At 57.4% G+C, this 13094-nt stretch carries 11 protein-coding genes; 8 read left to right on the forward strand and 3 right to left on the reverse strand.

Annotated features, from left to right (window positions below; genetic code table 11):
• Positions 1 to 39: 39 nt before the first annotated feature.
• Entirely contained in the window at positions 40 to 2742 is a 2703-nt protein-coding gene (locus tag BM323_RS20960; RefSeq protein ID WP_008110621.1) for a cation-transporting P-type ATPase, read from the forward strand.
• A 143-nt stretch (positions 2743 to 2885) separates the two neighbouring features.
• Here BM323_RS20960 and BM323_RS20965 read toward each other — a convergent pair whose 3' ends face one another.
• The 3 genes from BM323_RS20965 to BM323_RS20975 all read right to left on the reverse strand — a co-directional run bounded on the left by BM323_RS20965 (position 2886) and on the right by BM323_RS20975 (position 4277).
• Positions 2886 to 3116 (reverse strand): YgdI/YgdR family lipoprotein, encoded by a 231-nt coding sequence (locus BM323_RS20965; protein WP_008110622.1) that lies wholly within the window; start codon positions 3114 to 3116, stop codon positions 2886 to 2888.
• 27 nt (positions 3117 to 3143) lie between these two features.
• The gene (locus BM323_RS20970; RefSeq protein ID WP_091004292.1) at positions 3144 to 3377 is read right to left on the reverse strand and encodes a YgdI/YgdR family lipoprotein; all 234 of its coding nucleotides are present in this window, start codon (positions 3375 to 3377) and stop codon (positions 3144 to 3146) included.
• 129 nt (positions 3378 to 3506) lie between these two features.
• Entirely contained in the window at positions 3507 to 4277 is a 771-nt protein-coding gene (locus BM323_RS20975) for a GntR family transcriptional regulator (protein WP_036650235.1), read from the reverse strand.
• A gap of 79 nt (positions 4278 to 4356) precedes the next feature.
• On the opposite strand from BM323_RS20975, the gene BM323_RS20980 reads away from it, so the two are divergent.
• The 7 genes from BM323_RS20980 to BM323_RS21010 are packed head-to-tail and all read left to right on the forward strand — an operon-like array spanning position 4357 to position 13020.
• Positions 4357 to 5637, forward strand: coding sequence for a M20 family metallopeptidase (locus tag BM323_RS20980; RefSeq protein WP_008110629.1), 1281 nt, complete (start codon positions 4357 to 4359; stop codon positions 5635 to 5637).
• A gap of 21 nt (positions 5638 to 5658) precedes the next feature.
• Complete coding sequence (locus tag BM323_RS20985; RefSeq protein ID WP_008110631.1) at positions 5659 to 7257, forward strand: ABC transporter substrate-binding protein; 1599 nt, start codon at positions 5659 to 5661, stop codon at positions 7255 to 7257.
• Positions 7258 to 7266: 9 nt separating this feature from the next.
• A complete protein-coding gene (locus BM323_RS20990) occupies positions 7267 to 8214 on the forward strand; it encodes an ABC transporter permease (RefSeq protein WP_007885920.1) in 948 nt (315 codons plus the stop codon).
• Entirely contained in the window at positions 8207 to 9034 is an 828-nt protein-coding gene (locus BM323_RS20995; protein ID WP_008110632.1) for an ABC transporter permease, read from the forward strand. Before BM323_RS20990 ends, BM323_RS20995 begins: the two co-directional genes overlap by 8 nt.
• On the forward strand, positions 9034 to 10671 hold the full coding sequence (locus BM323_RS21000; RefSeq protein ID WP_008110634.1) for a dipeptide ABC transporter ATP-binding protein: 1638 nt from the start codon (positions 9034 to 9036) through the stop codon (positions 10669 to 10671). Before BM323_RS20995 ends, BM323_RS21000 begins: the two co-directional genes overlap by 1 nt.
• 10 nt (positions 10672 to 10681) lie before the next feature.
• On the forward strand, positions 10682 to 11908 hold the full coding sequence (locus BM323_RS21005) for a M20 family metallopeptidase (protein ID WP_008110637.1): 1227 nt from the start codon (positions 10682 to 10684) through the stop codon (positions 11906 to 11908).
• Positions 11908 to 13020, forward strand: coding sequence for a M24 family metallopeptidase (locus BM323_RS21010; RefSeq protein ID WP_008110638.1), 1113 nt, complete (start codon positions 11908 to 11910; stop codon positions 13018 to 13020). Before BM323_RS21005 ends, BM323_RS21010 begins: the two co-directional genes overlap by 1 nt.
• The last annotated feature ends 74 nt before the right edge of the window (positions 13021 to 13094 follow it).

Here is a 13094-nt window from a genome sequence, read left to right on the forward strand (position 1 = left end):
ACGCTTTTTTATTTTCAATTCAATAGCACGGGGTTAATTATGACTGTTATTCCTATTCAGCCAAAACGTCCGGAGGCATCCGCGCGGCCCTATTATCAGCAGGATAACGCCGCGGTATTTAACGCAATAAACAGCTCACCAGCGGGGTTGAGCACCACCGATGCGCAGCAACGACTCGACGCCAACGGGCCGAACGTGCTGCCGCAGAAAGCGGAAAAATCACTGCTGATGCGTTTTCTGGCGCATTTCAAAGATGTGCTGATCTATATCCTGCTGGCTGCGGCGGTGATCACGGCGGTAATGGGCCACTGGGTGGATACCTTTGTGATTCTCGGCGTGGCGGTGATCAACGCGATGATCGGCTTCATTCAGGAGAGCAACGCCGAAAAGTCGCTAAAAAGCATCCAGAACATGATGTCGAGCGATGCCATGGTGCTGCGCGACGGCCAGCAAATCACCGTCGCTACGCAGGATCTGGTGGTGGGCGATGTGGTGATGTTGCGCCCAGGCGATAAGATCCCGGCGGATTTGCGTCTGTTCGAGGTGCACAACCTGCGCGTCGAAGAGGCGATCCTAACCGGCGAATCAACGGTAGTGTCAAAAAACACCGTGGCGCTTGAGGGCGAAAAAGCGCTCGGCGATCGCCTCAATCTGGCCTATTCCGGCACCACCGTCAGTTCGGGTACTGCGCTGGGCGTGGTGATCGCCACCGGCGGCAATACCGAGTTGGGCCATATCAATGCAATGATCTCCTCGATTGAAGAGGCGAAAACCCCGCTGCTGGTACAGATCGACAAACTCGGCAAAGCTATTTTCGGCATCATCATGCTGATGATGATTGCGCTATTTGTATTTGGTTTTTTGCTGCGCGACATCGCGGTGACGGAGCTGCTGCTGTCAGTGATCAGCCTGGCGGTGGCGGCGGTGCCGGAAGGTTTACCGGCGATTATCTCGATCATTCTGTCGCTCGGCGTGCAGTCGATGGCGCGTAATCACGCCATCATTCGTAAGCTGCCGACGGTCGAAACGCTCGGTGCTATGACGGTGATCTGCTCGGATAAAACCGGCACGCTGACCATGAACGAGATGACGGTGAAAGCGGTGGTGCTGGCGAACAGCCAGTGGCGCATCAGCGGCAACAGTTATGAACCCAAAGGCGAGTTTACCCTTGAAGCGGGTCAGCAGAGCGATGCGCTGATGCAGGGCTTCTTGCAGGTGGTGGATATCTGTAATGAAAGCCAGCTGCGTCAGGATGCCAACGGCAACTGGGGCATTGTTGGTGGTCCAACCGAAGGCGCGTTGAAAGTGCTGGCCGCCAAGGCGGGCATCCAGAGTGACAAGGTGCAGATTCTCAGCAAGCTGCCGTTTGATTCTGCCTACAAATACATGGCGGTGAGCTGCCTGATTGATGGCAAACCGTGCCTGCTGATGACCGGCGCGCCCGATGTGTTGCTGTCGCTGTGTCAGCAGCAGCAGGGCGCAACCGAAGCGGAAGTGATTGATCGCGGCTATTGGGAAGCGGCGATCACCACGTACGCCAGCGAAGGGCTGCGCACCGTTGCCGCCGCGTGGCGCTGGCTGCCGGAAGCGCAGCACCATATCGATCACGACGATTTACGTAACGGCATGAAGATGCTGGGCCTGGCCTGCATGATGGATCCGCCGCGTCCGGAAGCTATCACCGCGATTCGCGACTGCCAGCAGGCAGGAATTCGCGTGAAGATGATCACCGGCGACCACCCAGAAACCGCGATGGCGATTGGCCAGATGCTGGGCATTGGTAACAGCGATTCTGCGATTACCGGCTATCAGCTGGAGCACATGGATGATGCGGAGTTGGGCGTGGCGGCGCGTGAGTACGACATCTTTGCCCGTACCAGCCCCGAGCATAAGCTGCGTCTGGTGAAAGCGCTGGAGAGCAGCGGTGAGATCGTCGGTATGACCGGTGATGGCGTCAATGATGCGCCTGCGCTGAAGCAGGCCAATGTCGGTATCGCGATGGGCATCAAAGGCACCGAAGTGACCAAAGAGGCGGCGGATATGATCCTCGGCGATGACAACTTCGCCACCATCGCGGCAGCGGTGAAAGAGGGCCGACGCGTCTACGATAACCTGAAGAAAACCATTCTGTTTATCATGCCGACCAACCTCGCGCAGGGATTGCTGATCATCATTGCGATTCTGATGGGCAACCTGCTGCCGCTAACGCCGGTGCAGATTCTGTGGATGAATATGGCGACCTCGGCGACGCTGTCGTTTGGTCTGGCATTTGAACCGGCAGAGCGCAACATCATGCGTCGACCGCCGCGTAACGCGCGCAGCCCGGTGATGGATGGTTATGCCATCTGGCGCGTGATTTTCGTCGGCCTGCTGATTTCGATTAGCGCCTTTGTGCTGGAAGCCTGGCTTCAGCCGCGCGGCTACACGCCGGAGTTCATCCGCACCGTGCTGCTGCAGATGCTGGTCACCGCGCAGTGGGTTTACATGCTGAACTGCCGCAACAGTAACGGATTCTCGCTGGATGCCGGCTTGCTAAAAAACCGTGGCATCTGGCTGGTAACCGTGGTGCTTATCGCGCTGCAGGCGATGATTATCTATGTTCCGCTGATGAACACGCTGTTTGGCACCGCGCCGCTGCCGTTTAAATACTGGCTGATTTCACTGGCGGTGAGTGTTGGGATCTTTGTGCTGGTGGAGATAGAGAAGCATTTGACGCGAGGTTGGCGGGTAGCACGAGTTTAAGCAGGGTGTAAGTTAAGTTTAAAGCGGTCGCCATAAATGGCGACCCTACGAGTAATTGCGGGAATTTGTAGGGTGCGCATTAATGTTAATGCGCACCTAATTTAGTGACCGGCATCCGGTCACTAAACCCCGGAAATACAGTGTTATTTCTTCGGAACTTCAGAGATCTCTTTCACGTCACTTTTATTGATTTGCTGCTTAACACCATTGGCATCGACGTAACCCAGCAGGCCGGTTTCGGCATCCTGTGGTTTGCCATCGGTCACGATGGTGCGTCCATCATTGGTGTGGATGGCGTACGAGGTCCGTGTACAGCCGGTCAGAGCGGACAGGGCAATAAGCGCAGTAATAGAAAGCAAAATTGATTTTTTCATTAGTCTCTCCAGGCTAGTAAAAGGATATTAATTATCCAGTTCGCTCATGTTGGTAATTTTGTCGCGATTGATCTGCTCAGTTTTACCGGTTTGCGCATCCTTGTACGAAACAAGGCCTGTGTCGCTGTCGATTTGCGGCTTACCAGACGTCACGATAGTGCGTCCGTCGTTGGTCTTAATCGCCTGATTAGAAGAGCAAGCGGTCAATGTCATTGCCATGAAAGTGCCAAGAAACGCCGTTGCCAGTACTGTTTTATTCATCATGATGAGTTCCTTTCAGTGGAATACGTTTAACTACCTTAATAGCGTAGAACATTTTCCCGAAACTTCCAGAAACCCGATGCATCTGCGCTGTTTAACCTGACTCAAACGGCGGTTCATGCCGCGCGATCAGCGAATCTCATTCACGTACATAAAGTGTTCGGTGCTAAAGCGGTGGTGCGCCAGAATCACCGGAAGGGCGCTCTGATCAAACGACACTTCATCAATCACCATTACGGCGTGCGGCAAACTCAGCTCCAGCAGCGCCGCATCCTCTTCATTCGCCAGCGTGGCGGTGATTTGCTCGCGCACAGCGGCAACGCGCAGATCGTAGCGTTCAAACAGATAGCGATATAGCAGCGGCGGTAACTGATCGGCGGGAGGAAAATCGACCAAACGCGCAGAAGGTAACACCAGCGTTTCATGCATCGCGGCGATTCCCTTCACACGACGCAATCGCTTCAGCCGGATCACCTCATCGCCCTGCGAAATTTGCAGTTTCTCCGCCTCGTCGGCACTGGCATGGCTGAGCTGATAATCAAGTAAACGGGTATCGGATTGCAGCAATCCGCCGCTTTTATCGTGCAGCCGGAAATACTGGAAAAAATGGCTGAGGTTGTGCAGCGGCGCCCAGCCGGTCACCACGGTGCCGGTTTTGCGACGTCGCATCAGCATGCCTTCTGTGGTCAGCGCCGCCAGCGCTTTTCGCACCGTGCCAACCGACACACCAAACTTCGCCGCCAGGCTATTTTCACTCGGCAAAATCGTGCCTGCGGGCAGTTCGCCTTGCAGGATCGATTCGCTGATATGGCGCTTGACCACTTCATACAGCGGCGCACCTTCACCTTCGCTGAGTCTGGCGAAAGGTTGAGCATCGTTCGCGTCATAGTTTTTTTGCATGTTTCCGATTACCGATTGACCGCAGTGGTTGAATTGCATTATCTATAAACTATATAGAAATACAACAGACGATAATCCTATGATGCAAAATTCACGCTTTAACAGTGCATTAGCGATGATTGCTAACGACGGCGCGCAAATGACGCATGACCTCAAACAGATGCTCGAGGTCGATACCTGCTTCCCGCCGGGCAACGGTTACGGCGCATTTGCTGACGTGATGACGCATCTGTTGGATCCGCTGGATTTCCGCTTTGCGCGTGTCTCGGTGCCGGAATATTTATGGCAGGCACCGGACGGCAGCGCGTACGGTGAACGCGTCAATCTGCTGGCATCACTCGATGCCGGTGCAGCTGAAAACTGCAATCTCTATTTCCATACCGATACCGTGCCCGCCGGTGATGGCTGGCGCTTTCCGGCGCTGACGCTGACCGCAGCGGAAGGCAAGCTGTTTGGGCGCGGCGCGGCGGACATGAAAGGCACCATTGTTGCCGCGATGGCGGCGGTACGCGCGGCCCAGGCGGCGGCGATTCCGCTGCGTTTTAATCCGGTATTTCTGCTGTGCACTGATGAAGAGGGCGGCTTGTATCCGGGTATTCGTTATCTGGCAGAGCAACAGCTTTTCTCCGGTCACCTGCTCAGCTTCAACGGCGGCGCGGTGCCGCGCATTTGGGCCGGCTGCTTTGGCAGTATCGATCTCAAGGTAATTATCACCGGACGTTCGGCGCACTCTGGCGATCCAGTTAACGGCATCAATGCTATCGAAGCGGCGCTGCCGCTGATGAACGCGCTTTACCAGTTGAAGCTCGAGGTGGAACAACGCACCTCGGCGATGCCTTCCCCGCCGCATTACCAGGGCAAACCGCTGACGTCACTGTTAACGCTGGCTGCCGCGCAGGGCGGCAGCAAAGGCTCGACCATTCCTGAGCGTTTTGAGCTGTTGATTAATCGCCGTTATGCGCCGGAAGAGCGCTTTGACGCGGTGTGGCAAGAGCTGACGCACTGTGTGGAAAACGCGATGCGCGACAGCCCCGCGCTCGACGTCACGCTGCAAATGATTGGTCATCTGGCGCCGGTCGCTAATCCTGACGGCCCGCATTGGCCGCGCTGGCAGGCGGCGCTGAGTCAGGGGTTTGGCTTCCAACCCAGCGAGTTTAAACCCTGGGGATCGTCCACCAGCTCCGATATGGGCTGGGTCCAGCAAGCCGGGATTCAGGAGATTTTACTCGGCGGGCTCGCCCGTCCAGACAATCGCATTCATGCCGCCGATGAGTACACCACGCTGGCAGATTTGATCGCACTTTCGCAGTCCATTCTGGCGTATCTCGCCGATGATTTTCAGCCAACCCAGGGTAGTTAACTAATTAACGAGGAAGAGAAGATGTGCGCAATGAAAGGGTTAAACCGCAGACAGTTTATCGCCAGTTCTACCGCTCTGACGGGCGCAGCGATGCTGCCCTGGTCGTTCTCGGCCCACGCCGCGCAGGTGGCGAGTGCTACGCCGGGCGGCACGGCGCGTAAAGGCGGCGTGTTGCGCATCAGCGTTGACCAGGCCGTCAGCGTGCTGAATCCGCATCAGGTTCGCGTCAACCCGGAATATCTGGTGGCGGAACTGCTGTACAGCGGCTTAACGCGTCTGACGCAGGAGATGAAAGCCGAAGCCGATTTGGCGCAATCCTGGCAGGCCAGCGCCGATCTCAAGCAGTGGACATTCACCCTGCGCCCGAACCTGAAGTTCAGCGACGGTTCCGCCTTAACCTCAGCGGATGTGGTCGCCAGCCTGCAGGCGCTGCTCGATCCGAAAAATGCCTCACCGGCGTTGCATAACATTGGGCCGATTAAAGCCGTCAGCGCGCCAGATACCAATTCGGTATTGATTGAAACCGACGCGCCTTACGCCGATTTGCCGGTGATGCTGGCTTATCCGGATGCAAAAATCATCCCGGCCAGCATCGCGCAAGGCCAGTTTGACAAGCTGAGCAAAGCCTCATACGGCGCCGGTCCTTTCCAGCTGGTTTCCTACGATCCGGAACGCAAAATTGTGGTGAAGCGCAATCCGCATTACTACGATCCGGCGCGCCCTTATCTGGATGGCGTGGAAGTAGTGGTTTATCCGGATGGTATCGCGGAGAGTTCTGCACTGATCTCCGGTGACACCGATCTGATGCTGAGCGCGCAGTCGAGTGAGTTTGCGCGCCTGTCCAAATCTTCCGGCGTGCTGCCGCTGCGCGTGGCATCCGGCCAGTTCCTCAATGTGAACATGGGCTGCGACCAGAAACCGTTCAACGATGTGCGAGTACGTCAGGCGCTGGCGCTGTGCGTTGATCGTCAGGCGTCAGTGGATTTCGTGGCGGATGGCCTGGGTTCACCGGGCAACGACACGCCGATTAACGGCGCGTATCCGTTCTTCGCCAACCTGGCGAAAAAAGCGGTGGATTACAGCAAAGCCAAAGCGCTGCTGGCAGATGCCGGTTATCCCAACGGCCTGGATTTAACGCTCATCGCCTCCGATAAACCGGCCACTCGCACCCAGCTGGGCATCGCGCTGCGCGAGATGGCGAAACAGGGCGGTTTCCGCATCAACGTGCAAACCATGGCGCACAGCACCTATCTCGATCAGGTATGGAAGAAAGGCAACTTCTACGTCGGCTTCTACAACATGCAGCCGACGCCAGACGCGGTGTTCTCTCTGCTCTACACCTCAACCGCATCCTGGAATGAAACGCGCTGGAACAACACGGAGTTTGATAAAGCGGTCGGCGCAGCGCGTGAAACCCGCGATGAAACCCAGCGCGCAACGCTGTATGGCAAAGCGCAGCAGTTGATGCACGACGAAGTGCCGTCGGTGATCCCAACCTTCTTCGATCTGCTTGCCGCCAGCCGCGATTATGTCGGCGGATATCACCTGCACCCGCGCGGTGCGGTGTTCCGTCTTGACCATATCTGGTTGACCGACAAAGCGCCGAAGCGCGCAGTGTAAGGAGCGAACGTGACAGCAAGTTATCTGCTTAAACGCCTTCTGCTGATGGTTTACACCTTGTTAGTGGTGTCGCTGCTGGTCTTTGGCATCACTCAACTGTTACCGGCCGATGCGGCTGTCACTTTGCTGGGACAAAACGCCACGCCGGAAGCGTTGGCGGCGGTGCGTGAACGTCTGGGGCTGGATGCCCCGGCGTGGTTGCAATACTGGCACTGGCTGACGCAGGCGCTGCAAGGCAACTTTGGTGTATCGATGCGCAATGGCCTCGAAGTGGCACCGACACTGCTAACGGCGTTATCGCGTTCGCTGCTATTGGCGGTGTGCGCCTTAATTCTGATGCTGATTATCGCCATTCCCCTCGGCATCTGGGCGGCGGTGCGTCGCGGCAAAACCGCCGATGTGCTGGTGAGTGTTATCTCCTATATCGGCATCTCGTTCCCGGAATTCGTCACCGCCACGCTGGTGCTACTGCTGTTTGCCGATGTCTGGCAGATTTTGCCGGCCACCGGCTATGTGCCGCTCAGTGAGAACTTCGTCAGCGGGATTCAGCACCTGATTTTGCCGTCGGTCACCGTGGCGCTGATTCTGGTGGCGCACGTCTCGCGCATGGTGCGCTCAGAAATGGTCGATGTGCTGCATACCGATTACATCCGCGCCGCGTGGCTGAAAGGCTTATCGCGTCGCCGCATTCTCTGGCGACATGCGCTGCGCAACGGCTTGTTGCCGACCATCACTATTGTGGCGCTGGATGTCGGTTATCTGCTGGGCGGCATTGTGGTGGTGGAGGAAATCTTCGCCATTCCCGGCATTGGCCGCGAACTGATTGTCGCCGTGCAGGCGCGCGATCTGCCCACTATTCAGGCTGGCGTGATGATCCTCGCCGCGACCTATTCAGTGGTGAACTTCCTGGCTGATTTGGCCTACGTCACTCTCGATAAGCGGATCTCCTATGCCTGATATTTTGAAACGTTTGCTGCGTTCACCGCAGGGCGCCGCTGGCGTGCTGATTATCTTGCTGGCGCTGCTGATGGTGGTGGGCGGCGCGCACGTGGCGCCTTTTGATCCTGAATCGATTTCCATCCTGACGCGCTATAAGCCGCCCAGCGCGGAACACTGGTTTGGTACCGATCAGATGGGCCGCGACATCTTTAGCCGCGTGATGGTGGGCGCACGCTCAACCATTTTACTGTCGCTGCTGGCTACCGCGCTGGCGATGGTGATCGGTTCGGTGCTCGGCACTGCCAGCGCCTATCTGGGCGGCAAATTTGATGAGTTCATGATGCGCACCATGGATGCGGTGATGGCGATTCCCAGCCTGCTGTTTGCGTTGCTGATTGTCAGCACGCTCGGGCAGAGCAGCATGAACGCGGTGCTGGCGATCACCATCGCCTTTGTGCCGGGCATGGTGCGCATCTCGCGCAGCGTGGCGTTAGCCGCCCGCCAGCAGGATTACATCAATGCCGCCATCGCGCGCGGCGAAGCCGGGCACTACATCATCCTGCGCGAAATGCTGCCGAATATTCTGGCGCCGATCATCGTGGAAGCCACCATTCGCGTTGCCTTCGCCATCATGCTGTTTGCCACCCTGAGTTTCCTGGGTTTAGGCGCGCAACCGCCAGAGCCAGAGTGGGGATTGATGGTCTCAGAAGCGCGCGCCTACTTCTTCAATGCGCCGTGGATGATGATGATTCCGGGCCTCGCCATTGCGCTGGTCGCCATTGGTTTTAATTTACTGGGTGACGGGCTGCGTGATGTGCTCAACCCAAGGAGCCACTGATGAGTGACAAGCTTGCACCGGTGCTGTCGGTGGAAAATTACAGCCTCGATTACGCGTTAGCCAAAGGACATGCGCTGCCGGTATTGCGTGACATCAACCTGCAAGTGATGCCCGGCGAAGTGCTGGGGCTGGTGGGCGAATCGGGTTCCGGTAAAACCACGCTCGGCTGGGCGATTATGCGCTGGCTGGCGGGTAACGCGCGTGAGCTGCACGGCGATATCCGCCTGAACGGCGACAGCCTGCTGACCTTGCCAGCGGCCAAACTGACGGCACTGCGCGGGGCCAAACTGGGGATGATTTTTCAGGATCCCAGCGCCTCGCTCAATCCCACGCTGACCTTAGGTGAGCAGGTCACCGAAGTGCTCCGCCGCCATCGCGGTTTATCGGCGCGTGAAGCGCAGGAAATGGGCGAATCGCTGCTGCACGACGTTGAACTCAAAAATCCGGCACGCATGATGCGCCGCTATCCGCATCAGGTTTCGGGCGGCGAGAAGCAGCGCATCCTGATCGCCACCGCGTTTGCCTGCCAGCCGGACTGCATGATTTTTGATGAGCCAACCACCGCGCTGGATGTGATCAGCTCAGCGCAAATCCTCGACCTTTACGAGCGGTTGCGCGAAGAGACCGGCGTCGCGTCGCTGTATATTTCGCACGATCTGGCGTTAGTCGCCAAAGTCGCCAACCGCGTCTGTGTGCTGGAACAAGGGCGCATTGTAGAACAGGCCGACACGCGCAGCCTGTTTAACGCGCCGCAAAATGCCTACACGCGCAAGCTGATTGAGGCGGTGCCCAATCCGCAACATCGGCTGGTGCAGGACGCGCCAGGTACTCAACCGTTACTCGGTCTTAAGCAGCTGACTATCGATTACGGCAAGCAAGGTTTGCTCGACCGCCTGTTGAAGCGTGAAGCCAATACCACGCGCGCCGCCAATGCGGTTTCGCTCACCGTGCATCAGGGAGAAATCCTCGGCGTGGTCGGCGAATCGGGTTCCGGTAAATCCTCGCTGGGCAAAGCCATTACTGGCCTGGTGCCGTTCAGCGGCGAGCTCGATTTTTGTGGCTACACGCTGCATGGCCGCGCGCAAATGGATAAAGAGTATCGCCGCCGCGTGCAGATGATTTTCCAGCATCCCGATGCTTCGCTGAATCCGCGTATGACCATCGGCGAAATCATCGCGCGGCCGCTGCGCTTGTACGGTTTGCCGCCGGGTGAAACCGAAGCACAGGCGGTGGCGCGCCTGCTTGAGGAAGTGCGTTTGCCGCCGGAGTTTGCGCAGCGTTATCCGCATGCGCTATCGGGCGGCCAGAAGCAGCGCGTCGCTATCGCTCGTGCCTTTGCCAATCCACCGGATCTGGTGATTTGCGACGAGATCACCGCCGCGCTCGACGTCTCGGTGCAGGCCACCATTATCGAGCTGCTGCTGGAACTGCGTCGCCGTTACGGCACCGCGTATCTGTTTATTACCCACGATCTCAACCTGATTCGCCAAATCGCCCATCGCGTCGCGGTGATGTATCGCGGTGACGTGGTGGAAGTGCTGCCGGGCGACAACATGACGGCGCTGGCGCAGCATCCTTATACCCGTGCACTGCTTGATGCGGTGCATATTCCCGACTTATCCAAGTCCGTTGCATGACGAGAAAAACATGAATCCTGAACAGTTAATTCATCATATCGATCGCGAATTTTGCCTCTCTTTCCTGGCAAAAATGGTGCAACACAAAAGCTACAGCGCCACCGATGGCGAGCGTGAACTGGCGAAATACATGGCCGCGCAGATGGCGCAGCTGGGCCTGGAAACCGAACTGCAGAACGTGCCAGGCGATCGACTGAACGCCATTGGACGATTGGCGGGCAGCGGCGGCGGCAAAAGCCTGCTGTTCAACGGACATCTGGATACCAATCCGGTCACCGAAGGCTGGACCGTCGATCCCTGGGCAGGAAAAATTGACGAGCAGTTCATCTACGGCATCGGCGTGTCGAACATGAAAGCGGGTGATGCAGCCTACTTTTGCGCCTTGAAAACCCTGATTGACGCGGGTGTAAAGCTGAAAGGCGATGTGATTCTGACCTATGTGGTAGGCGAGTTGCAGGGCGGCATTGGTACGCTGGCGGCGATTGAGCAAGGTGTGCGCGCCGACTACTTCATCAACGCCGAACCCACCGATCTGCAAGCGCTGACCATGCACGCCGGTTCCTTGATGTTTACCATTGAGCTCACCGGCGATACGCGCCATTTATCGAAACGTGAAGAAGCGGTCGATGCGATCAGCGCCGCTGTCGAGCTGATTCCGCAGATTAACGGTATGACCTTTAGCGGTGCGAAAACTGCTGAGCATCTGAAGATTAACCGTGGACACATCGGTACCGTGCATGGCGCGTTGGGCCGCGATTTGGAAGAGTGGCGACCGCCGCAGGTGGCTGACTTTGTACGCTTAAAAGGCTCGGCACGCTTTGCGCCGGGGCAAACGGTGGAAGGTGTACTCGCCGATCTGCAGGCATTGCTGAGTACCTTGTGCCAGCGCTATCCGGGCCTGAAAGCTGAGCTTTACGATGATGGCATCCGCGATAAACCCACCATGTTGCCGTTCGAAGTATCACCGGAATCGGCAATCGTTAAAGCGGTGAATCGCGGCTGGAAAACAGTGCGCGGCACCGAGCAGCCAACCGGCGTGATCACGCCTCCGGCATTCTTTGGCACTGACGCGGCGCATCTCTATCAGCATGCGGGCATGGAAGGGATCGTCTGTGGGCCGGGCGGCAAATACAACACCATGCCGGATGAACGCGTAGAAATCAGTGAATTCCTCGATATGGTGCGCATCTATCTGCTGGCCATTCTTGAGATTTGCCAGCCGGTTGAGGCCGCGTAATGCACGCCGAAGCGCTGATGCGTCTGCGTGCCGCCATGCAGCAGAACGCAGTTGATATCATGCTGGTGGATCACGGTGAGCTGCTTGCGTGGCTCACCGGCTTTACCGTCTCCGAAACCTTGTATCGAGCCTGCCTGGTGCCGCTCAACGGCGAACCCTGGATGGTGCTGCGCCAACTGGATGAAGCGCCATGCCGCACGCAATCGCCGAATCTGGACGTGGAAAGCTATCGCGATGATCAGGACGCCTGGCACGCGGTGGCGCAAAGTCTGATACGTCGCGGATATCAACAGGCGCGCATCGGCGCAGATTTTTACTCTTACGGCATGACGGTACACAGCTGGCAGCAGCTTTCGCGCTATCTGCCAGACGTGAGGTGGTGTGATTTAACCGGGCTGAGCGACCGGCTGCGCAGCGTCAAATTCCCGGCGGAAATCGCCGCGTTGCGTCAGGCTGCTGCCATCGCGGATGCCACTTTGATGGCGATAGGCGCGGAAGTGGAGGGCGGCTGGCGCGTGCGCGATGTCGCCGCGCTGGCGGCCGGACAGTTTTTACAGCTGGGCGCGGATACCGGCGAAACCGGACCGATTGTGATCGCCAGCGGTGATAATGGTTTTCTGCATGCCAGCGGCCACGAACAACGGCTGGAAAAAGGCGATGTGCTGCACGTCGAGCTGATCCCAAAAGTGAAACATTACAGCGCGCGCCTGATGCGGCCTTATATCGTCGGGGAGATTTCGACGCAGCGTGCAGAATTGGCAGCACAGCTGATCGCGATTCAGGATCAGCAATTTGCGGCTATGAAACCGGGCATGGTGGCGCACGACGTGGATGCCATCGTGCGCGATGCGGTGCTGAGTAGAGGATTGCGCGCGGATTATCCCAATATCACCGGTTATGCGTTGGGGCTTTATACGCGCACGCCACGACCGAGTGATTTTTCCTGCAGTTTCCACGCTAACGCGCAGTGGCTGCTGGAAGAGAATATGGTGTTCCACATGTATATTTCCGCGCAAGGTTTGGCGTTCAGCGAAACGGTGCGCGTTACGCCCGCTGGCGCAGAACGGCTGACAAATTTACCGCGTCAGTTATTATCATTGCCGGACCAGTAAATCAGATTGCACATTCTGTAGCGGCGCAATTTATTGCGCAATGCCCGGATGGACGCGGTGCCGCTATGGATACG

Origin of the sequence: Pantoea sp. YR525 (genome assembly GCF_900116775.1) — a bacterium.
GTDB classification, from domain to species: domain Bacteria; phylum Pseudomonadota; class Gammaproteobacteria; order Enterobacterales; family Enterobacteriaceae; genus Pantoea; species Pantoea symbiotica.